At 54.7% G+C, this 26,758-nt stretch carries 27 protein-coding genes; 11 read left to right on the top strand and 16 right to left on the bottom strand.

The window, feature by feature from the left end; genetic code table 11:
* The first annotated feature begins 35 nt into the window (after nucleotides 1–35).
* The 4 genes from ACR0NN_RS09905 (at nucleotide 36) to ACR0NN_RS09890 (ending at nucleotide 4,320) form a co-directional block, all read left to right on the top strand.
* Complete coding sequence (locus ACR0NN_RS09905; RefSeq protein ID WP_170687528.1) at nucleotides 36–581, top strand: GNAT family N-acetyltransferase; 546 nt, start codon at nucleotides 36–38, stop codon at nucleotides 579–581.
* Nucleotides 582–651: 70 nt separating this feature from the next.
* Nucleotides 652–2,115: a cytochrome c peroxidase gene (locus ACR0NN_RS09900; RefSeq protein WP_170720246.1), complete on the top strand. Its 1,464-nt coding sequence runs from the start codon at nucleotides 652–654 to the stop codon at nucleotides 2,113–2,115.
* A 255-nt stretch (nucleotides 2,116–2,370) separates the two neighbouring features.
* Nucleotides 2,371–3,159 carry a hypothetical protein gene (locus tag ACR0NN_RS09895; RefSeq protein ID WP_170687526.1) on the top strand — a complete coding sequence of 263 codons (789 nt, stop codon included), beginning with the start codon at nucleotides 2,371–2,373 and terminating at the stop codon, nucleotides 3,157–3,159.
* A gap of 141 nt (nucleotides 3,160–3,300) precedes the next feature.
* A complete protein-coding gene (locus ACR0NN_RS09890) occupies nucleotides 3,301–4,320 on the top strand; it encodes a peptidoglycan-binding domain-containing protein (protein WP_170720250.1) in 1,020 nt (339 codons plus the stop codon).
* A 240-nt stretch (nucleotides 4,321–4,560) separates the two neighbouring features.
* Here ACR0NN_RS09890 and ACR0NN_RS09885 read toward each other — a convergent pair whose 3' ends face one another.
* Genes ACR0NN_RS09885 through ACR0NN_RS09870 form a run of 4 tightly spaced genes read right to left on the bottom strand, consistent with a single transcriptional unit; the run spans nucleotide 4,561 to nucleotide 7,072 of the window.
* On the bottom strand, nucleotides 4,561–5,241 hold the full coding sequence (locus ACR0NN_RS09885) for an NAD-dependent epimerase/dehydratase family protein (RefSeq protein ID WP_170720251.1): 681 nt from the start codon (nucleotides 5,239–5,241) through the stop codon (nucleotides 4,561–4,563).
* Nucleotides 5,225–5,704: an SRPBCC domain-containing protein gene (locus ACR0NN_RS09880; RefSeq protein WP_170646517.1), complete on the bottom strand. Its 480-nt coding sequence runs from the start codon at nucleotides 5,702–5,704 to the stop codon at nucleotides 5,225–5,227. Before ACR0NN_RS09880 ends, ACR0NN_RS09885 begins: the two co-directional genes overlap by 17 nt.
* 21 nt (nucleotides 5,705–5,725) lie before the next feature.
* Entirely contained in the window at nucleotides 5,726–6,181 is a 456-nt protein-coding gene (locus ACR0NN_RS09875) for a hypothetical protein (protein WP_170646518.1), read from the bottom strand.
* 9 nt (nucleotides 6,182–6,190) lie between these two features.
* Nucleotides 6,191–7,072, bottom strand: a complete 882-nt coding sequence (locus ACR0NN_RS09870; RefSeq protein ID WP_170720254.1) for an oxidoreductase — start codon at nucleotides 7,070–7,072, stop codon at nucleotides 6,191–6,193.
* A gap of 78 nt (nucleotides 7,073–7,150) precedes the next feature.
* Here ACR0NN_RS09870 and ACR0NN_RS09865 point away from each other — a divergent pair, with 78 nt between their 5' ends.
* Nucleotides 7,151–7,714, top strand: coding sequence for a TetR/AcrR family transcriptional regulator (locus ACR0NN_RS09865; protein ID WP_170646520.1), 564 nt, complete (start codon nucleotides 7,151–7,153; stop codon nucleotides 7,712–7,714).
* 222 nt (nucleotides 7,715–7,936) lie between these two features.
* Here ACR0NN_RS09865 and ACR0NN_RS09860 read toward each other — a convergent pair whose 3' ends face one another.
* The 3 genes from ACR0NN_RS09860 to ACR0NN_RS09850 form a co-directional block, all read right to left on the bottom strand.
* Complete coding sequence (locus tag ACR0NN_RS09860; protein ID WP_170687519.1) at nucleotides 7,937–8,449, bottom strand: TetR/AcrR family transcriptional regulator; 513 nt, start codon at nucleotides 8,447–8,449, stop codon at nucleotides 7,937–7,939.
* A gap of 56 nt (nucleotides 8,450–8,505) precedes the next feature.
* Nucleotides 8,506–9,042 (bottom strand): dihydrofolate reductase family protein, encoded by a 537-nt coding sequence (locus tag ACR0NN_RS09855; protein WP_170720258.1) that lies wholly within the window; start codon nucleotides 9,040–9,042, stop codon nucleotides 8,506–8,508.
* A 70-nt stretch (nucleotides 9,043–9,112) separates the two neighbouring features.
* Nucleotides 9,113–9,985 carry a LysR substrate-binding domain-containing protein gene (locus ACR0NN_RS09850; protein ID WP_170687517.1) on the bottom strand — a complete coding sequence of 291 codons (873 nt, stop codon included), beginning with the start codon at nucleotides 9,983–9,985 and terminating at the stop codon, nucleotides 9,113–9,115.
* Nucleotides 9,986–10,092: 107 nt separating this feature from the next.
* On the opposite strand from ACR0NN_RS09850, the gene ACR0NN_RS09845 reads away from it, so the two are divergent.
* Together ACR0NN_RS09845 and ACR0NN_RS09840 are read left to right on the top strand one after the other, a co-directional pair.
* Nucleotides 10,093–11,655 carry a trimethylamine methyltransferase family protein gene (locus ACR0NN_RS09845; RefSeq protein WP_480684530.1) on the top strand — a complete coding sequence of 521 codons (1,563 nt, stop codon included), beginning with the start codon at nucleotides 10,093–10,095 and terminating at the stop codon, nucleotides 11,653–11,655.
* 12 nt (nucleotides 11,656–11,667) lie between these two features.
* Complete coding sequence (locus ACR0NN_RS09840; RefSeq protein WP_170720260.1) at nucleotides 11,668–12,759, top strand: aminomethyl transferase family protein; 1,092 nt, start codon at nucleotides 11,668–11,670, stop codon at nucleotides 12,757–12,759.
* Between the two features lie 118 nt (nucleotides 12,760–12,877).
* Here ACR0NN_RS09840 and ACR0NN_RS09835 read toward each other — a convergent pair whose 3' ends face one another.
* The 4 genes from ACR0NN_RS09835 to ACR0NN_RS09820 form a co-directional block, all read right to left on the bottom strand.
* Nucleotides 12,878–13,069: a hypothetical protein gene (locus ACR0NN_RS09835; RefSeq protein WP_170720273.1), complete on the bottom strand. Its 192-nt coding sequence runs from the start codon at nucleotides 13,067–13,069 to the stop codon at nucleotides 12,878–12,880.
* A gap of 8 nt (nucleotides 13,070–13,077) precedes the next feature.
* The gene (locus ACR0NN_RS09830) at nucleotides 13,078–13,977 is read right to left on the bottom strand and encodes a hypothetical protein (protein WP_480684528.1); all 900 of its coding nucleotides are present in this window, start codon (nucleotides 13,975–13,977) and stop codon (nucleotides 13,078–13,080) included.
* Between the two features lie 679 nt (nucleotides 13,978–14,656).
* Nucleotides 14,657–14,845 (bottom strand): hypothetical protein, encoded by a 189-nt coding sequence (locus ACR0NN_RS09825; RefSeq protein ID WP_170687618.1) that lies wholly within the window; start codon nucleotides 14,843–14,845, stop codon nucleotides 14,657–14,659.
* A 52-nt stretch (nucleotides 14,846–14,897) separates the two neighbouring features.
* Nucleotides 14,898–15,650 carry an SDR family oxidoreductase gene (locus ACR0NN_RS09820; RefSeq protein ID WP_170687617.1) on the bottom strand — a complete coding sequence of 251 codons (753 nt, stop codon included), beginning with the start codon at nucleotides 15,648–15,650 and terminating at the stop codon, nucleotides 14,898–14,900.
* A 273-nt stretch (nucleotides 15,651–15,923) separates the two neighbouring features.
* Between ACR0NN_RS09820 and ACR0NN_RS09815 the strand changes: the two genes are divergently transcribed.
* The 4 genes from ACR0NN_RS09815 to ACR0NN_RS09800 all read left to right on the top strand — a co-directional run bounded on the left by ACR0NN_RS09815 (nucleotide 15,924) and on the right by ACR0NN_RS09800 (nucleotide 19,189).
* Nucleotides 15,924–16,355, top strand: coding sequence for a carboxymuconolactone decarboxylase family protein (locus tag ACR0NN_RS09815; protein WP_170720275.1), 432 nt, complete (start codon nucleotides 15,924–15,926; stop codon nucleotides 16,353–16,355).
* On the top strand, nucleotides 16,339–17,241 hold the full coding sequence (gene sigJ, locus ACR0NN_RS09810; RefSeq protein ID WP_170720277.1) for an RNA polymerase sigma factor SigJ: 903 nt from the start codon (nucleotides 16,339–16,341) through the stop codon (nucleotides 17,239–17,241). Before ACR0NN_RS09815 ends, sigJ begins: the two co-directional genes overlap by 17 nt.
* Nucleotides 17,242–17,264: 23 nt before the next feature.
* Nucleotides 17,265–17,741 carry a RidA family protein gene (locus tag ACR0NN_RS09805; protein WP_170720279.1) on the top strand — a complete coding sequence of 159 codons (477 nt, stop codon included), beginning with the start codon at nucleotides 17,265–17,267 and terminating at the stop codon, nucleotides 17,739–17,741.
* An 83-nt stretch (nucleotides 17,742–17,824) separates the two neighbouring features.
* Nucleotides 17,825–19,189 carry an MATE family efflux transporter gene (locus ACR0NN_RS09800; RefSeq protein ID WP_170720281.1) on the top strand — a complete coding sequence of 455 codons (1,365 nt, stop codon included), beginning with the start codon at nucleotides 17,825–17,827 and terminating at the stop codon, nucleotides 19,187–19,189.
* Nucleotides 19,190–19,420: 231 nt separating this feature from the next.
* Here ACR0NN_RS09800 and ACR0NN_RS09795 read toward each other — a convergent pair whose 3' ends face one another.
* Genes ACR0NN_RS09795 through ACR0NN_RS09775 form a run of 5 tightly spaced genes read right to left on the bottom strand, consistent with a single transcriptional unit; the run spans nucleotide 19,421 to nucleotide 26,741 of the window.
* On the bottom strand, nucleotides 19,421–20,719 hold the full coding sequence (locus ACR0NN_RS09795; RefSeq protein ID WP_480684525.1) for an aminotransferase: 1,299 nt from the start codon (nucleotides 20,717–20,719) through the stop codon (nucleotides 19,421–19,423).
* Between the two features lie 52 nt (nucleotides 20,720–20,771).
* Nucleotides 20,772–22,334, bottom strand: a complete 1,563-nt coding sequence (locus tag ACR0NN_RS09790; RefSeq protein ID WP_170687613.1) for a trimethylamine methyltransferase family protein — start codon at nucleotides 22,332–22,334, stop codon at nucleotides 20,772–20,774.
* The gene (locus ACR0NN_RS09785) at nucleotides 22,327–23,559 is read right to left on the bottom strand and encodes an aromatic ring-hydroxylating dioxygenase subunit alpha (protein ID WP_170687612.1); all 1,233 of its coding nucleotides are present in this window, start codon (nucleotides 23,557–23,559) and stop codon (nucleotides 22,327–22,329) included. The genes ACR0NN_RS09790 and ACR0NN_RS09785 overlap by 8 nt, the downstream gene beginning before the upstream one ends.
* Nucleotides 23,556–25,619 carry an oxidoreductase gene (locus tag ACR0NN_RS09780; RefSeq protein ID WP_170720286.1) on the bottom strand — a complete coding sequence of 688 codons (2,064 nt, stop codon included), beginning with the start codon at nucleotides 25,617–25,619 and terminating at the stop codon, nucleotides 23,556–23,558. Before ACR0NN_RS09780 ends, ACR0NN_RS09785 begins: the two co-directional genes overlap by 4 nt.
* A gap of 60 nt (nucleotides 25,620–25,679) precedes the next feature.
* A complete protein-coding gene (locus ACR0NN_RS09775; protein ID WP_170646536.1) occupies nucleotides 25,680–26,741 on the bottom strand; it encodes an extracellular solute-binding protein in 1,062 nt (353 codons plus the stop codon).
* Between the last annotated feature and the right edge of the window lie 17 nt (nucleotides 26,742–26,758).

Genomic DNA, 26,758 nt, shown 5'->3' with positions numbered 1-26,758 from the left:
GCGCGCGCCAGATGACCTGATTGAGAGGACAAAAAATGGGAATTGAAATCCGCCATGTCGAAGCACAGGACGGATCGGACATCAAACGCATATTAACTGATGATTCCGTGATGTTGGGCACAATGCGCCTGCCACATGTTGCAAACGCCAATGTCGAAGCGCGTATCAACACGGGACTGGGCGACTACAAACTGGTGGCTGAAGTAGACGGTAGTGTCGTTGGCATCTGCTTTATGTCGTCGACGCCGGACGTGCCACGCCACAATCACGCAGGCGAAATTGATCTGGTCGCGGTCCGCAGCGACTTTCAGGGCAAGGGAATAGCCAAAGCGTTGTTGGGCGCGATGCTGGATCTCTGTGATAACTGGTTGCAGCTGGAACGAACCGGCCTCTTGGTGTGGTCGGACAACACTCACGCCATCGAGCTTTACGAAGCCTTTGGATTTGAGCGGGAAGGCGTCATTCGCAAATACGCCCGTCGTCCGGGCGGCTTTGTCGATGCGGTGATGATGGGCCGATTGTCGGATCATCACCCGGCGCCTGATCTGCATGTCGGCCACCAGGCGAACCATTCCATTTAAACATCAAAACCAAAGCTGCTGCGTTTCAATCGAACGTAGCGAGAGGCATCAGCTTGCGAAGGGAAAAGACATGACTCTCACATATTGTGCCAAGCGCTCGGCGAAGCTGATCATCTCGATATTATACCTGACAACGGTGATAGCCGGCACGGCTGCGCGGGCTGACGTTCAACGCCTGCCCCCGCCTCTAACAGATACAGATTTTCTGTGGGATGGAGTTCCTGACCAGGCACTCGTCACTCTTGGACAAAATCTCTTCTTTGACCCCATTCTTTCGGGCAATCACAACATTTCCTGCGGAACTTGTCACGACCCGTCGCTGGGCACCGGGGACGGATTGGCACTGGGTATTGGCGAGGGCGGCCAAGGCGCAGGTCAGAAGCGCGAGACGAAGGACGGCGTTATCGGACGCGTACCCCGCAATGCCCAGCCGCTCTACAACATTGGCGCGAAAAGTTACACGCGTATTTTCCACGATGGCAGGCTGGAGCCCGACGATCAAAAGACCTTCCCGAGCGGTTTCTGGAGCCCCGCGCGCGAACACTTGCCCGCTGGACTGCCCAATGCGCTGACCGCGCAGGCAATGTTCCCTGTTCTGTCGCCTATCGAAATGGCAGGCCAAAAGGGAGAGAATCCGATCGCGACCGCAGTAGCCGAAGATCGGGTGACTGATGCTTGGGACCGGATCGCTGAGCGACTGGGCAGTATTCCCGGATATCAGCACCTATTTGAGGAGGCTTTCGGACCGGGTCAGATAACCTTCAGTCAGGCTGCCGAAGCCCTGGCGGCGTTTCAAAGCGTGGCGTTCCGGTCAGAGGGCAGTCCCTTTCATCGGGCCTTGGCATCCTCCGATTTTTCAGGTCTGTCGGACAGCTCTCAAAGGGGGATGGATTTGTTTTATGGCTCTGCAGGATGTGCAGAATGCCATGAAGGGCCACTTCTTACGGATCATGAGTTTCACGCAATTGCGATGCCGCAGATCGGCCCGGGCAAAGGTCACGGAAAGGATACAAGTTTCTGGCGGGCCTCTGGTTTTATGGACCGGCTCGAGGATGAGGGGCGCTATCGCGTAACCTACGAGGTTGAGGATCTTTTTCGGTTTCGCACGCCGTCACTGGTCAACGTCGCTTTGACAGGGCCATGGGGACACAGTGGAGCATATGACACGCTTGAAGATGTGGTTCGGCATCACACTAATCCTTTGGAAAGCCTTGAATCCTATGACGCGCCGCCTTTGCAGCGGATCAACGACGTAATCGAGCAGACTGGAAGAGGCTCAGTTCTGATCTTTCAACCGCTGAATCCTGCGCGGCGGACCGCGTTCGATGCGCGGGACAGGTTTGTTCAAGGCTCCGAACAACTGCGCGGTCGCATCGCCGAAGCCAACGATCTTATGCCCAAACCAATGACGGACAAAGAGATCGCCGACATTGTCGCATTTCTCAACGCGTTGACCGACCCAACGATGACTGACTTGTCCGTGCTGGTTCCCGACAGCGTGCCGTCGGGGCTTCCACCACAACCAAAGCGTTGAACCAATAGCAGGTTTCCGATGACACATTGCGCAAAACCCTACTTTTTCTGGTTGGTCAAATCCGAAAGCAATCCGAGTCGCTTAGCTTCCGCTCGTCGTGTGAATGTGACGCGGTGCAAGTATTTCGACCATCTATCCGGCTTTCTGATGCGTGACGTTGGCCTGCCCCACAACGCGCATAGAAAACTACTCAGCCCGCGCTCCCTAGGCGCATTTTGAGAAGTTCATCTGCGAAAAATTGAAAAGGAGATTCCCATGCTTCGCATTTTGAAAACCACAACTGTTCTGTTTTCGATGACCCTTGCGGGCATCGCCGCGGCTGATGATTTCAGTCACACAGAATACGACTCGGGAGGAGCCGTTGGACCGATTGAACACGCGCCCGAGGTCAACATCATGATGGCCGCCTATGAAGCAAAGCGGACCATGTCGCTCAGCTTCATGTTCCACATAGACGAAGGGCTGACCGAGCAGGATGTTTTCTTCGAAAAAGTCCCTGGTTCCGGCGAGGTGTTCCGCCCGACGGCCGCAACACGTGATATGAATGCGCCACTCTTTGCCCCGGCAATTCCGGTGCCGCACACGCCGCTACAAACGGAAAACACTGGACCGTGGCCGAAAGGCAAGCCGCTTGGTATCACGCTTGGTGAATGGTTCGCGGCCAAAGGTGAGGGTACGTACCGGTGCGAGTACGGCACTGGAGAGTTGAATCTGCGATTTGAAAACCTCGTGCCTAACGGTCTTTACACGATGTGGCACGACTTTGCCGTCTGGCCGCCAACCGATCCGTTCAAAGGGTTTTATGACCTGCCTTTCGGCGCCCGCGATGGTTCGGAAAACGCGTTCAGGGCCGATGCTGACGGGTTCGCACATTTCCACCGCACGATAACGCCCTGCCTTCAACTTACCGGTGAACAGCTTATCTCAGAATTGGCCATTGCCTGGCACAGTGATGGGCAAACCTGGGGGCCGGACACAGGCGAATTTTCGACCAAAACCCACGTCCAACTCTATGTTCCGTTACCAAAGCGGCACGGACTTTGATCGGACAGTGAATCACCCCTGCTAAGCACTCTGCGTAATGAGATTTAAACGCAGAGTGCTCTTTCTCAATCCGGACACCTCATCCGGCGACGCCGAGTATCAGCGGGAAAACCGACGCTGTCTTTGAAAAAGGAAATTACGATGAAGAAATTGCAGAATGGATCAAAAGGCTCTGACGTCAAATCCCTTCAGAAAGCCTTGAACACTTCAAAAATTAAGGCGCGCTTAAAGGTCGACGGAAAGTTCGGCGTCAAAACGGAAGACGCGGTTCGAAAATGGCAAAAACACAGTCGTCTGAAAGTGACTGGAGTTGTGGATAAAACAACACTTGCCTCGCTTGGTCTTGGTGGCAACACATCGCGGCGATCAAGACAAGGGTATCCTTTTGTGGCCCCAGACTCGATAGTCATTGATGCCAAGAAACGCCGAAGCGAAGGCCGTGCACGAATGCAAAAGGTCATGCGCCTTGCCGCCAAGAGCAAGGTTCCCAAAATGTCATACAGGCAAAAACTCATGCCCAAAGTCTGGAAAACGGCAGAAGCGCGATGGCGTGAGGTCGAAACGCCAACAATTGCATTGGTCTTTGCCGAAGGCGTCTTCATCTCCGCAGATGGCCAAGACCCTCGGACGAAATCCAAACTTCTCAAAGATGGCAAAGCCAACCTGGCTAGGGCGCTGAGGGCTTTGAAGTCCTACAACAAAGCGATGGACGAAGTGGAACGCATCATGGGCGATATGGAGCAAATCGCGCAAGACGAAGTGCTTTACACGCCAATTCTGTTGACCGCCCGCAGTTTGCTACGTGAAATGAAGAAATGGCGAAAAGACCAGCAAGACAGCGTTCTGCAGAAAATGAAAGTCTGCAACACCTATGGCAGGCCTGAGTTCGAGGCGGTCCGTCGGCGCTACTTGCAGATTGAATCGTTGCTGGACAAGAGCTTCAAAGCAGTTTGGACACATCAGGAGATCCTCGCCAACCAAGAGGATATGTACAACAAGTACATCAAGTCAAAACCCCGCCAATCATTGATCGAACTTAAGAAACGGATGGAGAGACAAAAAAGAAAAGTCGACTCCGTTGTTGCTTCTTGGGACGCTATTAGCCGGCAAAAACACGATTTGGATGAAGAATTGTCGGCTTTGGCGCGAGCGGCGGCGTAAACTTCTACCTCATCGTGAACTGACAAGGGCTGCTTTGACTGAGTTGGGCCAACAACAGACGTGGAAAGCAATGCAGCATCCACTCGCAATTCCACCAATACGCCATCACTAACGGCCCAGAGCCGCCGTCCGTGCGGAAGTTGAATGCTGCATTGCGGCTTCCCAGAAGCGGACATTGAAGAAATCCGAACAGCTCGAGGCGCAGCAAAGAGTTGATAATGCACAGGCGCAGCCGCAGCCTCATCCGAGCAACGTACGCAACTCACTGTTTTCGAGGACAGCAATACGACGAGGATCGTGTATCGCAGTATGAAGCATGGCATGAGCCAATTCATCGGAAGTTACACCGATGGACGGCATCAGCCTTTGGAGCGGTTTGAAAAGGTAATCAGCCAACTTACATGTGTTTCTCGGGCCTGACGGCGCAATATAGCCTGGACGAAAGGCGAACCTCCGTTCGAGGTCAGATGCAAACAGTTTGCTCTCCGCTTCGCCTTTAACCTTCAGCGCGAAGGACATGCCGCCACCATCTGGCCGAGCACCTTGCGCGGAAAACAAGCAGAACGTTGCACCAGGCGCAGACCTCTGGCAGGCCGCTAGCAAGGCGCGCATCCAATCGACTGTAATTTTCTCGTATTCTGTTCGACTGACTCGCGCGGAATAAGTGGCAAGGCAATGGAAGACGGTGTCAATGCCATCGAAATAGGGTTCGATGGCTTGGGTATCGCCGAATGCTGCAAACCTCACATCGGTTAGCTTTGGGTGGTCTATATTGCACGGCCTGCGCCCAAGTGACACGACTTCGCGCGCAGTTCTTTCGTTCAACAATGCCGCAAGTACCGAGGAACCCACCATCCCCGTCGCACCGGTCAGCAGGACGCGTCCAAGTGGTCGTGTTATCTTGTCAGGCGGATTTGGCACGGCGTTCTGCCTCGGCTTTCAAGCCGCGATTGAAAGCTTGGTAGCCTTCCACATACATCTTTGCCAAGCGCCCGCCCATCAGGAAGGTGATGCCCCCCATGATCTCGTCGGATTGCACAAAGCGGGTTTTGCCGCTTCCCAGTGGCTCGACACGAAAGTGATGGTTGTCGCGAATGCCACCCGGCCCCTTCTCGGCCCAAAAGAACTCCGCCCCGTCTACGACTGTGATCGTGTGGTCCAGCGTGGTCAGCTTTTCCTTTGATGGATCAAGTTTGAAGTCGACGGTGATCGTCGATTCATCCGTAATCTCTCCCTTGATACCCACAAGGAACACAGCCCAGTCCTTGTAGTTTGCCGTGTCGGTCAACACCGACCAGACCACGTCCGGCGGCGCATCGATCACAATGTCGGTGTGGATTTTGTGATGTGAGAGGCTCACTTTTTCCGATGATCCGGTTTCCATGACAATCCTTCCCTTGGGGTCTCAGACGTTCAGTGGAGATACGCGATCCCCGCCCTGAATTGTGATCCGCCCAAAACGGTCCCGCATGCGCTTGGATCGAAAAAGGTAGATCGAGATGATGATGTAGTTGACGCATTCCTGGACGAAGTTCCGGTAGCGATCCGGGTTTTCCAACATGTCGAAGGTTTGCACAGCACACATGGTGGCAAGCGCGGTGAACATGACCAGCATGGCAACCGGAGTGAAGCTCCAGCGCAGTACGTATCCGACCAGAAACGTGGCACCCGATGCGGTGATCAGTATCCAATGGAGAGTTTGCATGCCCAGCGGAAAGGTCTCGTTCTGCAATGGCATGAGCGGCGCCAGCCCGGTGAAGTATTCAAGAAACCCGAGCAGTCCCCAGCCCAACATGATAGCCGAGGCGAGCACGATCAGATACTCGAACCCCTGCGAGAGACGCTCTATGAACCGGTTCATCCCCGTCCCTCAGATCGCGAATGTCTGGTCGGTCATCTCTTCCGAGAGACGCCACAGACGTTTGGCCAAATCGCGGTCTTCGCAAATCGGATTGCGGGTCGCGACCCCGGTCTTGCCACTCATCTCTTCGGGGCCTGTCGGGCCGTAGTATTCGCCACCTTTAACCTGATCCGACAAAGCGGCGAACAGAGACGGCTTCGCGGCGTCTTCGTTGGAGTGCAGAAGCTCTTCGACTTGTGCCTTCATGTTAGCGCGCGTTGCTTCGTCCAATTCGTTGAACAGACCGGAGTCCGACCCGCCCGGATGCACAGTCAGCGATTTCAGCGAATTTCCCGAAGCCTTGAGGCGGCGGTTCAGTTCGTCACCGAAGAGCAGACAGGCAAGCTTGGATTGACCGTAAGCAACGCCGCCATCCTGGCCGCATGTCAGATCGTCAAAGTGAATATCCGCATTCTTGTGGGCGATACTGGAGAGTGAGACGATCCGCGATGCAGGGTTGTCAGGGATCATGTCGATCAGACGCGCAGTCAGCAGGAAATGTCCCAGGTGGTTGGTTGCGAACTGCAACTCGACGCCATCTGCATTCGTTTGAGCGGAGTACAGCAAGATACCCGCGTTGTTTATCAGCAAATCCAGCTTGGAGTACTTATTGCGGAATGCATCGGTGAACGCATGAACAGAAGTCACATCGCTCAGGTCCAGCACGAGAATGTCGATTGATGCGGACGGGATCCGCGCGAGAACGTTTGCTTTGGCGGCTTCGGCTTTTTCAAGGCTGCGGCACGCCATGACGACGTTGAAACCTGCTTCGGCCATCCCGACCGTTGTTTCAAATCCGATGCCATTGTTTGCACCGGTGACGATCGCGACTTTTTCAGATTGTTTGGGCATCTCGCATCCTGACAAGTTGACATATCATGGGTGATTGTAAATATTGACACAAGGCATCTATTTGTCAATATGTAAATCATGAAAGAACGCCACGACTACATCCTCGAAGCCGCGAAACGGCTTTTTCTTCGCTATGGCGTGAAGCGCACGGGCATGAACGATATCGCCAAAGAAGCGGGGATTTCACGGCAAACGCTCTACAAGGCATTCGCGAACAAGGATGAGGTGTTACGGGCCACGATCCGTTCGCTGGCAGACAGGGTCGTTCTTGATATCGAGACCGATCTTGGAAAAGCTGATGGCCTTGGTGCGCAACTTGATGTGGTCTTCAAATACGCCGTCATCGAGCATTATGACTTCTTGCAGTCATCGCCCAACGCCGAGGACATCATTGCTGGCGTGACATCGACAAGTCAGAAAGAGTTGGAGGCCGGCGCAAAGCGAAACACCGAGATCATCGCACGTGTCCTGGAGCCGTATTCGGGTGCGATTGAGAACTGTGGCCTGACTGTTGATCAGTACGCGGATTTCATCCAGCGTTCTTCAACAGCGGCCAAGTACAGCGCAAAGAACAAGAAACACTTGATCGAATTGCTGTCCGCTTTGCGAATGTCGGCGTTGAAAGTCACGAGCAGCGCTTAGACGGGCTCGGCCCAAAGGCGACATCCAACAACCAGCTGAGATGCTGCGTTTGCATCCCAATTTCCAGACATTCGCCGCGGATGCGAGACTACTCCGACGCTAAATTCAACTAGCAACGTCTTTCCTGTCCCGGACACGCCCGTGAACACCACGATCAGTTGTTGCTGGAGATCACGATTGAGGTTGTTATTGTGCACCGCACGGATGCGGATGTTCTTCACCTTAGATCGCCTCGTTCCTTCCGGCCGCCTGATCCAGAATCCAGTCAACGCCACGCAGAAAGTCGTCGATTGTCAGGGGATTGTTTTCTCCGCTTGAGGCCGAAAGCACAAAGCCATGAGCATAGTCGATCAGGAGGTGAACCAGCACATCTCCGCCGTCGCTGTTCTCCAGTTGGTCCGTACAGGCCTTCAATTCCGCCGCAACACGGACAAGGTCCTCGCTCATGAGTGTAACGTCGTTGAGGATCGCGCGCAGAAGATTGGCGTTCTTCAACGCATATCCGTAGTAGGTCGCCAGTATGCTGCGGGCCCGTTTGACCGGGGGCGTTTCTTCAATGCCGTCTGCGACCCCCTTGAAGGCAAGCTCCACCAGATCGGTCAAAAGCTGTTTCTTGTTGCCAACGTGGTATGTGACTGCCATCGGGGTGACGCCCAGCTGTTCAGCCAGCACACGAAAAGACAGCGCATCGACACCGCCTTTCTGAACGATTGGCAGTGCAGTTCTCAGGATCACTTGCTTTGACAGGTGTTGCGACGATTTTATCGGTCGTCCAACGGGTGCGACCTTGGTCACTGTTTCACCTTGTATTCAAGGTCCACCAACCCGGACGGGAAGGAGGTCGAGGACACCAGCTCCAGATCGATGTCCGTGTCATTGGAGCCAAAAATACGGATGCCGTCGCCAAGAAGGATCGGCACGATGGATATTTTCATATCCTCGATAAGCCCCGCCTGGATAAAAGACCGAATAACCGCGCCGCCATCGACATATGCCTGTTTCAAACCGCGCTTCTCCAACGAGTCCAACAGGGCTTTGGGCTCAAGTGTCGAAACCTCAACCTTGCCGCGCAGATCCTCCGGAATGTCTTCGTCAGTCATTGTGCGGCTCATCACGATGCAGGGGATGGTGTATGGCCACTCCCCGAATCCTAAAACAGTGCGAAACGATCCTGACCCCATGACGATCACGTCCATCCGGCCCTGAAACTCTGCAAAGCCGTGATCTTCGTTCTGCGTCGCTTGCTTGTTCAGCCAGTCAAGCGAGTGATCGGGTCTTGCAACAAAACCATCCAGGCTCATGGCCATCATGATGTGTCCGGTTGCCATATCGTGTCTCCATGAATCGTATTTATACAGCGTATAAATATTGAATCGATGATGTTCAAGCCAAACGTGGTTAAGATTGGTTGGTCAACCAGTCCGAGAAGGCGGCCACGGCCTCCGTCGCAACAGTGTTGTGTGGCTGAACAAGAAAGTATCCGTAGTCGGGCAGTTCAATATCAGACAATCGGAACAGCAGTTGCGCCTCGAGATCGGCCGACACAAGGTCGTCCATCAAAGCAATCCCTTGCCCGTCGATGACAGCCTGTACCCGGACGTTGGGGTCGGGGACGATCAACACATCTTGACGCGTCTGCTTGGGCAGACCTGAGGCGGTCAGCCAATCGGACCAGGCATTGCTGTCGTCCCGGTCTCTGAGCAATGTGAGCTGTGATATTGCCACTCCCATTCCCAACGCCTCAACTTTTTGCGCCACAGAAGAGTTCCCGACGGGATAGGGCGGCAATGCCATGAAAGGGATCACCACTCCTCCCCCCCATTCTCCATTCCCCCACCTGATCGCCAGATCAACATGCTTCATTTCCTGCTTAGAAAACTGGATCATCGGCTGAATGCGCAGCTGAACGTCCGGGTGGCGCTGCATAAAGGTCATCAGACGTGGGGACAGCCATCTCGCCGCGAAATAGGTCGATACTCCAACAGTCAGGGATCGCGATACGCGCCCCCTCATCTCCAGGATATCAGCTTCGATTTCCTGATAATGGGTCTGGCAAGCCGACAGCAGCTTCAACCCTTCATCCGTCAGGGAAACGCCGCGTGTCGTGCGGCGGAATAGTGCCATCCCCAGATCAGCTTCAAGCGTCTTGATCTGATAGCTAATCGCACCCTTGGTCATGTTCAGCGCTGCGGCAGCGTCCGAGAAACTGGAATGCCGGCCTATCTCGGTGAACAACCTAAGCAGGTCGTGATGGCGAAAGTGTCGGCGCATATCAAATTTGTACAAAATTTTTGAACGCTATGACCAGAAAATTTTGATTTCCAACCGCGAAGCAAACGCCGATCCTGCCGAGGAACAATTGAATCGGAGTTTCGCGTTTGAGTGCTTTGAACACCACTACGGACTTCTCGAAACCAGCAGAGCGCCGCATCCGTTCCCGTCGAGATCGACCTTCATGTCGCGACACTGTGTCTCCAGGCGCTCCATTCACCACGCGAAAAATCCCTGCATACGCGATGCTGAGCGATACGGCTTTGGCGCGGATCGAAGATCAGGCGGACTGGATTCTGAGCAAGATCGGGATCGATTTTCGAGGCGACCCAGCAGCGTTAGAAATGTTTGCCGAGTCAGGCGCTCACGTCGAAGGTGAGCGCGTTCGGTTTGACCCGGGGCATGCACGCGACCTTTGCGCGACGGCTCCGTCTGAATTCAAACTGCATGGTCGGGAATCCGCCAGAACCGTGATCCTTGGCGGAGACAATATTGTTCTGATGCCGGGTTACGGGTCTCCCTTTGTTAGCGATCTGAGCAATGGAAGGCGATACGCGACGCTCGAAGACTTTCGCAACTTTGTCAAACTCACATACAACTCCCCTGCCCTGCATCATTCCGGCGGCACGGTGGTCGAACCAACGGATGTGCCTGTGAACAAACGGCATCTGGACATGATGCTTGCCCACCTGACCCTGTCGACAAAACCCTTTATGGGGTCCGTCACCGCGCCAGAACGCGCGCAGGACAGCATCGACATGGCGCGGTTAGTCTTTGGGCGCGACGTCATGGAACGCAACGCGGTGATGCAGGCCAATATCAACGTCAACTCTCCGCTGGTATTCGATGACACCATGTCCTCCGCGCTCCGCATCTATGCGAAAGCAAACCAGTGCGTGTGCGTCTCTCCGGCGATTTTCGCTGGGGCCATGGGGCCGCTCTCACCTGCGGCAGTGGCAGCCCAAACGCTGGCCGAAGCCATGGTCGGCATCGCCCTGGTACAGCTTGTCCGGCCCGGGTGCCCGGTGGTCATGGGGTCGTTTCATTCCAGCATGAACCTCCGCACAGGTGCGTTGACCTTCGGATCGGCGGAAGCAAACATGGTCACCATGGCGCTATCGCAACTGGGGCGCAGGCTCTGCGTTCCGGTGCGCTCTGGCGGTGGACAGATCACCGCGTCCAACGCCCCGGACGGACAAGCGATGCAGGACAGTACGGGGGCCATGTGGTCCACACTTCTGTCCGGCGCGCATCAGGTCTGGCATGCGGCGGGCTGGCTCGAAGGCGGGTTGGTCATGTCCTATGAGAAGTTCATCATGGACGTAGATCATTGCGGCGCGATGCTGAAACTGTTGCAGGGTTTTGACACGGGCGATGAAGCCTTTGGCCGCGATGCCTATCTCGAAACCGGCCCGGGCGACAACTTTCTCTCCACCGGGCACACGCTGCGCCACTACAGATCGGCGAATTTTGAACCGCAAATCCCGGATGCCGGCCCTTTCGAGACCTGGACTGAGAACGGCGCGCTTACGTCAGACCAACGCGCCACGGCGCGGTGGCGCCAGATGCTGGACGACTATCAACAGCCCGAAATGAACCCTGGCACAAAAGCAGCGCTTGAAGACTTCGTGTCTGAACGCAAGGCAAGCATGCCGGACGAATGGTACTAGAAAGGAAGACCTATGACCGAAGAGCTTAGCCGCACATCCGCCCTTGCATCGCGCCATACCGCGCTTGGCTCTGGGCTGGAGGACTGGAACGGCATGGGTACGGCCTGGACCTATAACTCGGATCCCAATGATGAGCACGATGCGGTCCGTGAACAGGCCGGCATGTTCGACATGTCTCCCCTGAAGAAAGTGTTCGTACGCGGGCCCGAAGCCCAGGCGGTGTTGAATCATCTAACCACGCGCGATCTGACCAAAGTTGGACCGGGAAAGGCTGCCTACCTCTGCGTTCTGACCGATGAAGGAGGGATCGCTGACGATGCGATCGTGTCGAACAATGGTGGCAATGAATGGATGATCGTGCACGGCTCCGGCGACACCATGGCGCTGCTAGAAGCCTCGGCGGCAGGGCGTGACGTTCAGATCGACTTTACTGACGATCTGCATGACCTTTCGGTGCAGGGCCCCGCCTCTTTGGAGATCTTGAACGCCCACACGGATATCGATCTGGCCGAACTGGCTTATTTCGAACACGCGCCAGCGGTTCTGTTTGGCCATCCCTGCCGCATCTCACGCACGGGATATTCCGGCGAACGCGGCTATGAGATTTTCGCAGATGGGACAGTTATTACGGATATCTGGGACAAGCTCGTGCAGGAGGGTGTTATGCCCTGTTCCTTTACTGCCCTGGACAAGGTGCGGATCGAAGCCGGGCTCTTGTTTTTCGGCTATGACATGACCGAGGACAACACCCCATGGGAGGTCGGCCTTGGATTCACTGTCAGCAGCACCAAGGCCGACTATCGCGGCAAAGCGGCTGCCCTGGCTGCGAAGGGAAAGGAAAAGATCAACAATGTATGCCTGGACATAGATCATCCTGACATGGTCGCCGGTGGTGAAACGCTCTCACTGGGCGGCCAAACTGTCGGCGTGATCAACAGCCCCTGCTATTCACACCGAATGGGAAAATCCCTTGCACTTGCGCATGTTGTTCCAGGACTGGCCGTTGGAACAACGCTGGCAGTCTCAAGCGACGGCCTGAACACGCAAGCAACCATCGCAGCAAGCCCCATCTACGATCCAACGAAACTGCGAGCGCACGAATAGAGGGGTCGTTGCCAGTTGCTGTAGAGCGCGGCCCAAAAGAGACCTTCATAGTGGCTCTGTAATACTGCGGTCGCGCCTGCATAGACCGGTTCGTGGTGCAGACTTTGCCGCCATCCACTCAGCGCACAACAGTGCCCGCACCCGGCAGCAGCAGACATTTAAGTCGAAAAACGAGGTGATATTGTGCGATGTCTGCTTTCACCGAGACCGGGCATTCAGCAAAATAGGCTTTATGTCCGAATTGCGGACAAAGCGGACGTTCGAACTCAGCCAAAAGAACAATTCCCAAACAACTGGCAAGCTGGGTCAATGCTGTGATCAGAACCTAACCCTAAACGCCAGTCCAACCAATGGCGCAGTATCGTAGCTCTGGCGACTTATTTCTGCTCCATTCGCATCATCTAGCGTCAGGCGGCCGTCAAATTCTGCGCCTGCGAATACGCTCAATGAAACTCCGGGATTTGGATTGTATCCAATCGAAAGTACGACGGGGACACTCTTGTCTTCGCCCACCCCGTCCGGCGCGAGACCTTCCCCATCCAATCTGAATCGAACTCTCTCCGATCGTGCGGTTAAGGAAAGGTCTATGGTCTCAGTCAACGTGTAGCTCAGCGTCAACCCAGGGCCTTGTGTCGCTCCAATCCCTGAGCCAGTGTTCAAGTTCCAGCGATCATTTAGGTCCCAATCAATCAGTAGGGCCGGAAAAAAATCGGTACCACCATCGTCAAATTGAGAGAACGCGCCAAAGGCCGGTCCTATCGTCAGGCGCTCGTTAAGTTGCCAAGCAATACCCGCGAAAACACCGTAGGTCTTACCATCAGATGCGGAAGCTCCACTTTGATAATCCCACCTGATCTGTGGTGACACAAAAACTGTTGCTGTATCGCTCGCACGAAATCGCATGGGAACAGCAACGCGCAAGTCACGGATGTTCTCCCATGGCTGATTGTTCGATTGACTAAAGCTATAATCCAGTTTGCCGAAGCTGGTTGAAAGCCCGATGGAGTTTCCTCCTTCCAGATTGTAAAATGCGGTAGCACGTAGAAATGCTCGGCTTGCAGAGAATTCGCCACCGTCACTCAAATCCGCGTCCCCTTGAAACGCAGCAAGCCCATCAACCTGATACGCCCAACCTAGCCGGGGCTGCGCGGCTGAAGGTAACGCTGCAAATCCTAGAGAAATAGCTCCAAAGCAGCACGTTAGAAAAAGATATTTCATTTGGCATTTCCCACGTGACGCTGGTTCCTTTTGGGTTGCCATTACTAAACGAGCGTTTCAAGCCCAATAAAATCTGCTCTGCGGACCAGAGCAGCCATATTGTTTCAGTAGCTTGGTAACGCACAGGCCTCTAATTTGTTGAACATTAAACCGAAAATAATGGCCTCCCGGCGACACCACTCACTAGAATCTCCGGGAGGCAACCAGACGGATCTGGCGAACGCGCGAGCAACAGAGGTAATACAAATTCGCCACGCATACGAATACTTGAATCTAAAATACAACAAATCAAGTAATTTTACGCGCGCCAAAAAATTTGCTCTCGCGTGCTTGAGAAATTCTTGTTTTTCAACCTACACATCCGCGTCAGAAAACGTGGCGGCGCTGTGCAGATGGCGGGTGACGAACTTTGACTGTAGCGAACAGAATTTGCGCTCATGCCAACTTGGTTGACTAACAGCGGCCAACTGCTCATTCAACTTAGTCTGGCTAGTCCCATAGTCAGGCTAAATCCCCGCGTTGCCCATCATCCCAGATAGAGTTGACGCGGGGAACTTTGATCCATCTTTCGATCAGTACCGTAACACCAACACCCCAAAACTACAGCCCGCGTTGTTCATTTGGTTTCCCTCCGAACGATGCGGGTCTTTTTTGAAGATGGTGGTGTAGTGATTTTCCGTTATTCAGAGCGACCGACCGGACCTTCCAATTCTGGTTCGGTCGGTGGTGCATCAAGTGCCTTTCCAAAGATCACCTTGTCGCCGCCATAGGCCCAAAAATCGCGAATACCCGAAGGTTGGTTCGAGTTGGAGTGTCTGAAAATGGGTTCGGAGCGGTCATTGGATCCGATCTGACGAACGGCTGCCATGCGGACTGAACAGACATTGATCCAACCTGAACCAATGTCTGCTCTTGTGTCATCAGAACTTGTTAATGGAGTTTCCCCCATCTGCAAGCATCGCACTTCCAGTCACAAACGAAGCGTCGTCAGACAAAAGGAATTGTGCTGCGTTCGCAATTTCAGTGGGCTCTGCCATGCGTTCGAGCGCATGAAGACCTCTTACAACCTGATGGAACTCGGCGTCCTCGCCTGCCATCGGGGTCATTGTTCCACCGGGCAAAAGCGCATTCACCCGGATGTTCTCTGATCCATGTTCAGCAGCCAGGACTTGGGTCATACCGATCAAGCCCGCCTTTGCCGCAGCGTAGGCTCCCATTCCCGGGAGACCAACGGTGTATCCGACAAAGGATGAGGTAAACACGATCGAGCCACCACCTCGCTTGCGGAGTGCCGGAATCTGGAATTTTGCCGCGTAGAAACCGCTGTCGAGGTTGACGGAAACAACCTTGTGCCAGTTGTCACTTGCCATGTCTGGCAATGAACTCATGTCGCCCATTGTGCCAGCATTGTTAAACGCGCCATCTAGACCACCAAAGCGCTTCTCGGCCAGTTCGACGAGCGCGCGTGCGTACGCCTCGTTGGCCACATCGCCTGCAATCGAGACGGCGTTGCCGTTGCTTTGCACGATCTGTCCCACGATTTGCTCCAGTTCATTCTCCCGGCGCGCGCCCAGAACAACATTTGCCCCACTTTTGGCGAACAAGAACGCCGCCGCCGCACCGATTCCGCTGCTCGCTCCAGTGATGATGATCGTCTTGTCTTTGAGTTTCATTGCCATGCCTTTCCTTCGTTGCATGGCACTCCACTAAGGTGGTGGCGCGCCACCATACGACCCGATTTATGCGCATGCCCGATGCGCAGAATTGAAAGCGCAAGATCCGGGTCAACTGCATGAGACGAAACGCAATCTTTGTCACCGCGCTGAGTTGCCTTCAAAAAACGAATGGAAAACAGAATTCTAGAAGATTTCACTGATCGGCATGTCACAAAACCCATCCGACAATCGTCACTAGGGCATAGGATAAACAAACTAAGGAGAGTGACGATGAGCGCTTCAACAACAACCAAATACGAACAAACGATCCCTGACGTCCTCCAAGCGATGGCGGGCGTGCATCAAGTGCTCGACACCTATGGGCTTGATCTGAAGATCCGCCATCTGGTTCAGCTTCGTGCCTCTCAAATCAATCGCTGCGGCTTTTGCATCAAAATGCACACGAAAGAGGCGCGGCAGAACGGGGAGACCAGCGAGCGCCTCGACCGGGTGATCGCCTGGGATCAGGTGAACGACTTCACCGATGCGGAGAAAGCCGCACTCGAATGGACCGAAGCTCTGACCAGTTTGCACTTGAAATCTGACCTTGGAGCCATTCGCGCTCGGTTGAGTGGGCATTTCTCTGATGAAGAGATGGGGGCTCTTACCGCCGAAGTTGCAATGATCAATCTGTGGAACCGGATCAATGTGTCGAAGCACTGAACTCACACCGTCGGAACTCAATGCTTTCGAAAGTATGCGCCCAAGGTTATCTGGCCTCGCCTACAGAATTCTCGGCTCGCTGAGCGATGCTGAGGATGCGGTGCAGGACACCTTTCTCAAATGGGCGAGCACAGATCGCTCAACGATTGAAAATCCAAGCGGCTGGCTTGTCACTGCTTGCACTCGTCGCTGCCTCGACATGCGGCGCTCGGGCGACCGGGCGCGCATGGACTACGTGGGTGCCTGGTTGCCGGAGCCGATACAGATTTCCGTCGATAATGACGCCGAGAAGGAGGTCGAACTGACATCCAGCCTTTCGATGGCATTTCTAATGATGCTCGAGCGGCTGACGCCGAAGGAGCGTGCTGCATTCCTGCTGCACGACATTTTCGATTTGTCCCATGCTGCAGTTGCGGAAACACTTGATATTTCCGAAGCCAGCATCCGCAAGCTGGTGTCTCGAGCGCGTGGCAATGTGGGGCGTTCGGTTGTGCGTAATAATGCCTCTCCGGATCGGCAAATGGCGTTCCTGTCGGCATTCAAAACGGCAGTGACTAATGGGCAGATCGACAAACTGTCCAGCATGTTGGCGACAGATGCTCGCCTGAGTGCGGATGGTGGCGGCAAGGTACCGGCAATCCTTGAAGCCATCGAAGGTGCCACGCCGCTGTGCAATTTCGTTTCTTCCAATCTACGCCACTACTGGGCGGATCACAAATGGGTTCTGGTGAACCTGAATGGTATGCACGGTGCCTTGATCAAATTCGAGGAAACGACCACGGCGGCCCTCTCCTTTGCATTCGACGACAACGGAAAGGTCCAGGACATCTATATTGTCCGAAACCCTGACAAACTTACTCATCTCGACGCGGTTCGCATCCACTGACAGCCGCACCCGGAGCTCAAACCATGAAGAACATCATCCAGGCTATTGGAGCCGCCATTATGCTCACCTTTTCTGCCAACCCCGGCTTGGCCGCAGATTTACAATCCGTCAATCCACCAGCGCTCTACGATCCAGTGCCAAACGGATATAGTCACGCCATGATCGCCAACGACCTCCTCTTCATTGCAGGACAAGGTGGTGAGAACCAGAAAGGGGATCTCGATCCTGATTTTGAAGCACAGGTTGCGCAAGCCTACCAAAACCTCGATACGGCGCTTGACGCCGCAGGTGCGCGACCCGACCAAGTCATCAAACTGACCACTTATGTCGTTGATCACGATCAGGCGAAACTTGCCGTGTTGACGCGCCAACTCAAGGCCGTCTTCGGCAGCCACTTACCGACGCAGACGCTTGTGCCGGTACCACGGCTGGCCCTTGACGGAATGCTCTTCGAAGTCGATGCCATCGCCATTCTGGAACCTGGCAATTTGCAGCGCTGACGTGACAAGACGCAATTAGACTATAGGGAAGCACCGGCTCGGGTGTCTCCCTCCCCTCATCAACCAGACAAGAGAGATTTACAATGACGGCAAGGATTCACTCCGGCCGCCCAGAGCACGTTTGTGTCGAAGGCAGGCTGCGGTCTGAGATACGCGAAATCCTGAAACTGGCCATCCCCACGGTACTGGGGCTGGTTTCCACAGTCGCTATGGGGGCCATAGACACCGCGATGCTCGCGCCCCTTGGCAATGATGTCGTCGCGGCCGTGGGGCTCTCGACAAGTGCGTTCATCTTCATCAATTCGGCCGTGATCGGGTTCGCATCTGTGATTGGCGTTGGAATTGCAAAGGCTAGTGGAACAGGCGACGCAACACTGGTTTCCAGGTCAATGATGTCGGGGCTCGCGTTTGCAGCGATCCTTTCATTGCTTGCCGTAGTCACGATGGCTGCCACCGCTCAGCTTGTCTCGTCACTCGCTCCCAATGCATCAGTAGCATCCCTGACACAGAGCTATTGGCTGGCGATGACACTGGCTGTCGTGCCCCACACAATGCTTGCGGCACTCCGTGGTGCGTATACCGCGCTTGGCCATCCTTGGACGGCACTTGGCATCACCTTGATTGGGATAGGAATGAATATTCCGTTGAACCAGACTCTGATCCACGGCGTTGCAGGTTTGGAGGGGCTTGGTGTTTTGGGTGCCGGAGTGGCGAGTTTGCTTGCCAAGGCGGTCGCAGTCGCGATCTTCGTGATACACTGGCGTACTGCCAAGCGCATGAAGGTCTCTCGCAGCGATTTCCGTATGTCGTTCAGAACCGTCGCAGCGTTGGCACGTGAAGGCATGCCGGTTGCCACAGGCAGCGTCGCGGAAGGTGGCGCCTACGCTGTGACAGGGTTTTTGGCAGCGATGCTGGGTGCAACGGCGCTGGCAGCCCATCAGGTCGTCCACTCGATTGGCGTCCTGTTCTACATGGTCCCGATCGGCATGATGATTGCGTCGTCGATCCGAACCGGGCAACTGCTCGGTGCGGGAAGGGAAACAGAAATAACCTGCTCCCTAAAGGCCGCAAACATTGTGACACTAGCATGGTCGGCAAGCGTCCTGTTTTTCGTGCTGGCCGTTCGACTTCCTATTGCGGTCGCCCTAAGCCCGGCAAAGGATGTTGCGTCTCTTGCTGCGCCGCTATTCATAGCCATGGTTTTTGTACAATTCGCAGATTGCGCGCAATCGAACGCGCTCGGTGTGTTGCGTGGACTTTCCGACAACATTGTCCCCAACGCCCTTACGGTCCTCGCCTACTGGCTGCTTGCCCTACCGCTCGCGGCGTTTCTCGGGCTGTTTCTGGATTTTGGCGTTGTAGGGGTTTCACTAGGATACGGATTGGTAGTCCTCGCTGTCGCGGGTGCGTTGCAATTTCGAGCAGTGAGGTTTTCGAAGAACCTTTGAGACTCTTCTCGAAGAACTCGAGAATTACCTCCATCAGTTCAGGCAACACTTGCACAAGGATGAATTCGTCGATGGTTTCACGAACTGTGCCCTGCAGTTGCAAGCGAGTTCCTGTTGTCCGAAAACTCATGCTTCAAGCGGCCCATTGCGGACATTTAGGACGGAATTCAAATGCTGCAGTGGCATACCGGTCTGCGGACATCCGCAACAGTGGCGCAAGCTCTTCATTGTTCACTGAATTCCGCCAAGCCACGTTCGTGTCGCTTCAAGCCCATTGCGCAAGATAGAAAACATCTGTTCAATTTCACTTTCGCTGATGATAAGGGGCGGTGAAAGAACACACATGTTGATAATAGGTCGAACTAATAACCCACGTTTTTGGCATTCTATATCGATCTGGCCGCCAATCTCGTAGTCGCATCCCAGATCGCTCCTGGGATCACCATCGACTGAGCATTGTACGCATCCCATCAACCCCATCCCACGCACATCGGCAACGATGTCAATCTGTCGCAAATGCTGCAGCTGATCCTGAAAAACCGGAGCGACCTTTTGAACGTGTTCGAGAAGTTTTTCCCGCTCAATGATCTCAATGCCCTTCAAACCCGCAGCCGCGCTAACTGGATGACCAGAATAGGTGTAACCATTTGAGAAGTTAGCATCTTTTCCCGAAACGTCGGCGATCAATCGGTCAGAGATAATCGCGGCACCCATCGGCGCGTACCCAGATGTCATTCCTTTAGCACAAGTTATTATGTCCGGCTGAATGCCGAAAACAGCCTCTGACGAAAACCAATGGCCCAATCGCCCAAAAGCTGTCACCACTTCGTCGGAGATGTATAGAACATCATACTTCTTGCAGATGTTTAGGCAGCCTTGGTGATATCCTTTTGGCGGCACGATCACGCCACCAGATGCCAGAACCGGTTCGGCGATAAAAGCGGCAACGTTTTCCGGGCCAAGCGCCAAAATGGCGTTTTCAAGATCGGAAACTTTCTCCTTCAGAAAGCTCTCTTCGCTTTGACCAGGTGAACGGTAGAGCGGATTCACGTCTGGCAGGAAATGAGCGAGTGCATCGGCTTTGTCGAGCCATAGCCTGTCACGCTCTTTTCCACTAACGCTGGCCGCCAAGTAGGTGCTTCCATGATAGGCCTTTTGCCTTGAAATGATTTTCTTTTTCTCGGGACGACCCAAAAGGTTGTTTCGAAAATGGACAAATCGGATAGCCGTATCCACGGCTGTGGAACCGCCGGTGGTAAAAAATACATTGTTCAAATCGCCCGGCGCACGTTTGGCGATTTCGCGAGCAAACCGCGCAGCAGTCGAATTGGTGTTGTTGAAGGGCGAAAAATAGGCAAGGTTCCGAGCTTGCTCAGCCATGGCCTCGGCCATCTCCTCGCGCCCATAACCGATCTGGGTGCACCACATGCCTCCCGGTCCGTCGATCAAGCGTTCGCCTTTTTGGTTCACCACATGGATGCCGCTGCCACCTTCGATAAATGTCCGATCGTTTTCACCCAATGTTGCCATCCCTTCCCACGGGTGCAGGAAGTGGTCGTTGTCCCATTGCTTGACGTTAGAGTTATCCACGGCGGGCCATGCTTTCTGCGCTCATCACAATTGGGAACTCTTTGCGCACCTGAGCGTCTGAGGCGCCGAAGTAGTTGGGGAAATGGCTGTCGAGAATGGAATTGGCCTTATCACGGGCACGGTCCATCAGATCAGTTTTGCCTTCGTTTTCCCATGTATCTGTACGCTCACGATCCATAAGCCGCGGGTAGACGAATTCGCTGTTCATATAGTTCAGCGTATGCGGGTTGCCGAGGAAGTGACCAGGATCAATAGCGCACTGGTGGATCACATCCACTGCCATAGTTTCATCTGTGACCTCTATCCCGCGTAACGATCGCAGGATCATACCGCCCGCTTCGTCATCAATAACCATGCTTTCAAAACTGCATCCCATCAGGCTGCCGATCATCCCCCCGAATTCGCACAGACGATTGGCGCCGGCATGAGCGGCAAGCGTGAAGGTCAGCGCCTTTTCCAACCCGTATTGCGCGTCAGGTAGTTTGGCATCGGTCATGCCTGCGCCAACAGATGTGGGAAGGCCATAGAAATTGCCCATTTGAATGGCTGCCGCCCCGATCAGGGCCTGCTCTCCGCTGCCGCCAGTGAACGATCCGCTGCGCAGATCAGTGATAAAAGGCCAGGCGGCAAAGCAGACCGGACAGCCTGGTGTGATGAGGTTTACGATCGCAACACAGGCCAGCGTTTCGGCCACGGTCTGAACCAGTGTTCCCGCAAGCGTCGCGGGGGCTGTGGCCCCAGCCTGCGGAGGCACAGCCAGATCGACCGTCAGGCCAAGCTTGGCGGTATCAATCAGGATTTCCATGTTTTCTTTGCCGATCCGCAGGGGCGAAACCATAGGGCAGCCGCCAAAAATAACGCTTGGCTTCTTCATGAATGCCCCTTCACCACCGTGAGCCAAATCAAACATGCGGATGGCATGCGGAATATGGCTGCGGTCGCGAAAGGTCAGACAGGCAGGTTTTTGGCTGCCTGCGAGCATTGCATATATGGTGTTCATATCGTGGGCGAAATCATCGGTCACATCGGTAGCCAAAACTGTGTCGCCCAGCATATGGATGTTGTCCAAACGGTCCACGAGACGGGTGAAATCATAAACATCGCGCAGGACCGATGGGCGGTAAGACTTGGTCTGGGAATCGAAGGTGGTGACGGCGGTTCCAGAGTTGGCGAAGTAAACGCTCTCTGCCGAACAATGCATGTCGTCTTTGCCTTCACGCTCTCCGCGGGCATAGACGTAAAACTCCTTGGCGGCGCCAGCCAGGATGTCTTCCATCAGGGCACGGGGGAAGCACAGCCGATTGAGTTCATTCATCACCGCGCCTTTGGGAAGCACTAGATCAAGCAGTTCTGGAAAATGGTCGGTAACGCCGGTGTTTTCCAGAACGGTTAAGGCCGCTTGGTGAATGTTCTTCATATCTGTTTGAGTGAGCGGTTTGTAGCGTCCGCCACTTAGGCCCCCACGTACAGCCTCATTGCCCGTGGTCGCCTCTTGCACCTTTATGCGTGCGGCGCGCCCGCCGCCACCGCGACGGCGAGATTTTGCCTCAGCCATGACCGGCCATCCTTTGTTCTGGTTCCGGGCTAATCATGGTGAAATAGAATTCATAAAAATCCTGGATAGAGGTTTCCATTTCGCCCAAGGGGCCCGGTTTGAAGTATTGAGAGTTTACGCCGGACTGGTTGTGGCGAATGATGCGCTCGTCATCCAAAGATGTGACATGCCAAAGCCAGGTCAGGTCTTCCTTGTTGTAATCCTGGGCTTCTTCAGCATCAGCGCGAACCAACCAGACCACCTGAATGTCGGTTTCCTGTAGGCCACGCGGAATGAAGCGGTAGCCGACCATGTGATCCGAATAGATCAGGAACCAATTCAACGGGCCGACATCAAAGTCAGTTGCGCCACCATCGAAACCTTTTAGCGTTCCAAGCAAAGGCGCAAGTGCTTCGCCCGTTTTACTGCCGGTTTTATAGCCTTGATAAAGCGGATATCGCCGATAGTAGCCGCTGGTGAACGGGGTTGGTGCGGCCGCGCCGACAAGTGCCAATTCACCAGGTGTCAGGCCGACTTCCTCAGCCTTTGCTTTTAGCGGTTCGACCAATCCAGCCATGTCTTGCGGCGATTTCAGGCTATGAGAGCGAGAGTATTCTTTGTGTGCTGGTCCGCAGTGGTAGCATTCAAGATAGTTCTCAACCGCCAGCTTCCAATTCGCGGGAACGGGAAATGACGCCGTATGCGCCACTTTCAGATCGTCAAAACCATAGGGTTCGACGAGTGGCGAAAGCTGGCTGAGGACAGGATCAAGCGATGGCGTATTTGCATCCGCACAGACAAAAATCAGGCCTTTGAAGACATTTACCTGAACGGGAAAGAGCCCGAATTTGGAAGGGTCAAAATGTGCCCCCATATTGTGGCCCGCACGAAGTTTTCCCGAAAGCTCATATGTCCAGGCGTGGTAGGGGCAAACAAGAACACGGGCGTTGCCAGACTGTTCCGTGCAAACCCGAGAACCCCGATGGCGGCAGACATTCAAATGAGCGCGAATATCGCCATCGCGGTCGCGAACAATGATAATGCTCTCCGGGCCATAGTCGAACAGGAAGTAGTCACCGGGGCTTGGGATTTGACTGACATGCCCTGCCCAAAGCCAGTTGCGGTTCCAGACCCGGGCAATGTCATAGTTATAGATGTCTTGGGAGGTATAGAATTCGCGCGGCAGGGCGTGGCCGTACTGGTGCGAGGCTATCAGCGCATCCAACTCAAATGGTCGGCTGTTCATCTCGTTTCCTCCAAATCGATTATCTCGCGGCGAAACCAATCCTGATCTGCTTCTGCCTTGGGGCGTTCAAAATCACGGGCCGCGCGGTGGCCTGCGAAGACTGCGTCGACGATCAGCCCTGGAGAAGCGGCATCGCCAATAAGTTCGACGGTTTTCAACCTGAGCCCGCGCAAGCTGTCATATAGCGTCGTCTCACGCTGACGTTCAGTGACCAGAATTGTCGAGGCACATGGAATATCCATTTCGCGACCAGTAAAGGCACAACCGATGCGGGCCATGTCACCTTGAACCGCCGTCAGCACCTGATTGCAACGAATGTCGATACCAAGCTCCATCAGACGGGCCTGAATGCGAGGCTGCTCCAAAGTATTGATGGAGTAAGCTGAAACCAAACTCTGCGGCGTGACAAAGACCACCTGGTATCCTGCAGTCGCAAGTTTTTCGGCGATCACTCCTGCCAGATAGATATGATCGTCATCATAGATCATGACCGGGCCATCCGGCGGTAGAACACCATTCATGATGTCATCAGGCGTCAGCACATTGGCGCTTTGCTCGATCTGTGGCACATGGCGCTGGGTGTTACGGCCCATGCCGTCGGTTCGCCAAAGGCTGCCGGTGGCCACAAAGACGTGTTCGACGTCCAGCTCTGCCACTTGATCGCCATCAAGCCTGCTGTCAGTGAACAGCTGAACGTTGCCGCGTTGCTTTAAATCATGCAGACGATAGTCGACGACGCGGGACCAAGCTGCGAGGCCGGGAAGTTTGCTTTCCTTCGTAACCCGCCCGCCCAATTCGGCTGACGCCTCGGCCAACGTTACCTGATATCCTCGCCTTGCCAACTGCATGGCGCATTCAAGACCGGCAGGGCCACCGCCAACAACCAAAGTGTCCGCGTTGCTCTTTTTCGGCGCGATGATCTCGGGGTGCCAACCGCGCCGCCATTCCTCACCCATGGTGGGGTTTTGAGTGCAGCGGATCGGGATGCCCAGATTGTCGGATGAGACGCAGATATTGCAGCCGATACATTCGCGGATTTCGTCAATGCGACCCTTCTCAATCTTTTTCGGAATGAACGGGTCCGCTATGGAAGGTCGCGCGGCTCCGATAAGGTCGACAATTCCCTTATTGACCATCGACAACATCATGTCAGGCGACGTCAGGCGGCCGACACCAACCACAGGTTTGCGGGTGATCTGCTTAACGTGGGACAGAAACGCGTTCTGATATCCGTCCTCTGGCTGAAAACGAGTCGTGGCACTGTCATTGGACCAGTCAGCCACATTCACATCCCATAGGTCAGGAAGATCAGCCAAGAGCTCGACAATGGCGCGGCCTTCTTCTGCTGCCTGCATGCCCCTGGCACCCATCATCTCATCAATAGCAAAACGTAACGCCACAGCGCAGCTGTCGCCCACGGCTTCGTGAGTGTCTTCCAGCAGTTCACGTGTCAGACGCACGCGATTTTCGAGCGACCCACCATATTCATCGCTACGCTGGTTCATATGTGGCAGCATGAAATGCTGCGCCAATGTCATGTTGTGCCCGGCATACACATAAATGATGTCAAACCCGGCATCTTTCGCGCGCAAGGCGGCCTCGCGGTGCCAACGGCGGAATTCCCGAATGTCGGCCTTATCCATAGCCTGCGCCTGCTTGGGGTGTGTCGTGTCGACGGACATTTCGGAAGGTGCAAGAACCGGGGCGCGGGTTAGCAGGTTTTGCGCATGATTGCCGTTATGAACCAGCTGGATAGCCGCCAGTGCACCATGTGCATGTACTGCGTCTGTCATCAGCCGCAACGCCGGCACATCGCGCGCGTCCCATAGCCGCCCTTCGGCGTAAGGAGAAAGGTCAGAAGTCGGGTGAATCTCGGTCTCCTGATTGGAAACCACCGCCCACCCGCCTTCGGCCTTCATTCCACGAACGGCAGCATCCGCCCTTGGTCGGAGGTGCCCCAACCCGGTGCAATGAGGCACCTGATAGAAGCGGTTCCTGGCAGTGACTGGCCCGATCTGAACCGGTTCCAAGAGCATAGCATATGGGTTCGCGTCTGACATGTTCACGCGTTTTCCTGTGTTTGTGTTCCGGGGCTGGTTGGCCCCGGAGATATTGTTGAATCAGAAGCCGGCTTTGATCCGTTCAAACTCCGCCAGCATTTTTGCCTCAAGCTCGGGGTTCACCGCATCAAAGAACAAACTGCCCTCGAAGAAGCTTTTTGGATCGGAGAAACCATAGGCTTCGATGTTGGCCTGATCGGCAACTTCGAACGCTTTTGCGTTGGAATGCGGGTAGCCCCAGTTGTCGATGATGTACTGACCGCTGGCCGGGTCGGTAAGCGCGTTCAACAGATCATAGACCTGATCGACCGGTGTCGTGGATGATTTCAGATGCACATAGCCGCACGCCCAGGTCGCGATACCCTTGTCGACGTCTCGCATCATCGCGGCCGGCACCTCATTCCAGATCAGGTTTAGTTCTGACTGGTTCCAGGCCCAACCCAATTCGATCTCGCCGCTGGTCATTGCCTGGTCAAACTGACCTGCGTCGGACCAGTAAAAGCGCATGTTCGGGTGGATCGAGCGCAGAAAGTCAGACGCTTCCTTGAACTGCTCATCGCTCAAGTTGGTGTAGTCGTCAGCATTTCCAGTAGCCAGCGCCGCTAACGCATACGCAGATGATGCGGCATCCGGGATAGCGATCTTACCGGCATAGGCCGGGTCGGCCAGCAATTGCAGTGAGATATCGTCGCCCGAGATCTTGTCAGTGCGATAGATAAGGCCCGTGTTCCCCCATTCGAACGGCAACATGTAAAGCTGGCCGTCCAGAACGATGGCGTCGACCTCCTTGATCTCGGGCAGTACATCGGCCCAATTGGTCAGTTTGCTTTCATCCAGCGGCTGAATCAGATCTGCTGCGACCCATTTTCTGACCGCGTCGGAACAAGGATGTGCCAGATCAGCAGTAAAACCGGAACTCAGCTTGGTAAAGGCTTCTTCCTGGCTTCCGAAATAGGAATAGCTCGGTGCCTCATTCCCGTATTTTTCCATGTAGCTGGCAAAGAAGCCCGGGTCTTCATATCCCGACCAGTCAAAAACCGTCAGATCAGCTCCACCGGCGCTGGCGCTTCCTGCACTTATCGCCGCCGCACATGCGAAAGCCGCAATTCCCTGAAGTTTCATTTTTTCCTCCCATTGTC

Source organism: Ruegeria sp. BA2, from assembly GCF_056539605.1.
The sequence above is the reverse complement of the archived record's forward strand: the minus strand, read 5'-3'. Positions and strand labels throughout refer to the sequence as shown.

What these genes read in the sequence shown, in the direction of transcription:
- ACR0NN_RS09825 (WP_170687618.1), bottom strand. Translation starts at nt 14,845, where the DNA reads ATGGCAGCCGTTCGTCAGATCGGATCCAATGACCGCTCCGAACCCATT.
- ACR0NN_RS09880 (WP_170646517.1), bottom strand. Translation starts at nt 5,704, where the DNA reads ATGGAAACCGGATCATCGGAAAAAGTGAGCCTCTCACATCACAAAATC.
- ACR0NN_RS09800 (WP_170720281.1), top strand. Translation starts at nt 17,825, where the DNA reads ATGACGGCAAGGATTCACTCCGGCCGCCCAGAGCACGTTTGTGTCGAA.
- ACR0NN_RS09805 (WP_170720279.1), top strand. Translation starts at nt 17,265, where the DNA reads ATGAAGAACATCATCCAGGCTATTGGAGCCGCCATTATGCTCACCTTT.
- sigJ (WP_170720277.1), top strand. Translation starts at nt 16,339, where the DNA reads ATGTGTCGAAGCACTGAACTCACACCGTCGGAACTCAATGCTTTCGAA.
- ACR0NN_RS09840 (WP_170720260.1), top strand. Translation starts at nt 11,668, where the DNA reads ATGACCGAAGAGCTTAGCCGCACATCCGCCCTTGCATCGCGCCATACC.
- ACR0NN_RS09905 (WP_170687528.1), top strand. Translation starts at nt 36, where the DNA reads ATGGGAATTGAAATCCGCCATGTCGAAGCACAGGACGGATCGGACATC.
- ACR0NN_RS09850 (WP_170687517.1), bottom strand. Translation starts at nt 9,985, where the DNA reads ATGCGCCGACACTTTCGCCATCACGACCTGCTTAGGTTGTTCACCGAG.
- ACR0NN_RS09830 (WP_480684528.1), bottom strand. Translation starts at nt 13,977, where the DNA reads ATGAAATATCTTTTTCTAACGTGCTGCTTTGGAGCTATTTCTCTAGGA.
- ACR0NN_RS09875 (WP_170646518.1), bottom strand. Translation starts at nt 6,181, where the DNA reads ATGAACCGGTTCATAGAGCGTCTCTCGCAGGGGTTCGAGTATCTGATC.
- ACR0NN_RS09795 (WP_480684525.1), bottom strand. Translation starts at nt 20,719, where the DNA reads ATGGCAACATTGGGTGAAAACGATCGGACATTTATCGAAGGTGGCAGC.
- ACR0NN_RS09790 (WP_170687613.1), bottom strand. Translation starts at nt 22,334, where the DNA reads ATGGCTGAGGCAAAATCTCGCCGTCGCGGTGGCGGCGGGCGCGCCGCA.
- ACR0NN_RS09895 (WP_170687526.1), top strand. Translation starts at nt 2,371, where the DNA reads ATGCTTCGCATTTTGAAAACCACAACTGTTCTGTTTTCGATGACCCTT.
- ACR0NN_RS09900 (WP_170720246.1), top strand. Translation starts at nt 652, where the DNA reads ATGACTCTCACATATTGTGCCAAGCGCTCGGCGAAGCTGATCATCTCG.
- ACR0NN_RS09775 (WP_170646536.1), bottom strand. Translation starts at nt 26,741, where the DNA reads ATGAAACTTCAGGGAATTGCGGCTTTCGCATGTGCGGCGGCGATAAGT.
- ACR0NN_RS09815 (WP_170720275.1), top strand. Translation starts at nt 15,924, where the DNA reads ATGAGCGCTTCAACAACAACCAAATACGAACAAACGATCCCTGACGTC.
- ACR0NN_RS09780 (WP_170720286.1), bottom strand. Translation starts at nt 25,619, where the DNA reads ATGTCAGACGCGAACCCATATGCTATGCTCTTGGAACCGGTTCAGATC.
- ACR0NN_RS09870 (WP_170720254.1), bottom strand. Translation starts at nt 7,072, where the DNA reads ATGCCCAAACAATCTGAAAAAGTCGCGATCGTCACCGGTGCAAACAAT.
- ACR0NN_RS09890 (WP_170720250.1), top strand. Translation starts at nt 3,301, where the DNA reads ATGAAGAAATTGCAGAATGGATCAAAAGGCTCTGACGTCAAATCCCTT.
- ACR0NN_RS09855 (WP_170720258.1), bottom strand. Translation starts at nt 9,042, where the DNA reads ATGGCAACCGGACACATCATGATGGCCATGAGCCTGGATGGTTTTGTT.
- ACR0NN_RS09865 (WP_170646520.1), top strand. Translation starts at nt 7,151, where the DNA reads ATGAAAGAACGCCACGACTACATCCTCGAAGCCGCGAAACGGCTTTTT.
- ACR0NN_RS09785 (WP_170687612.1), bottom strand. Translation starts at nt 23,559, where the DNA reads ATGAACAGCCGACCATTTGAGTTGGATGCGCTGATAGCCTCGCACCAG.
- ACR0NN_RS09820 (WP_170687617.1), bottom strand. Translation starts at nt 15,650, where the DNA reads ATGAAACTCAAAGACAAGACGATCATCATCACTGGAGCGAGCAGCGGA.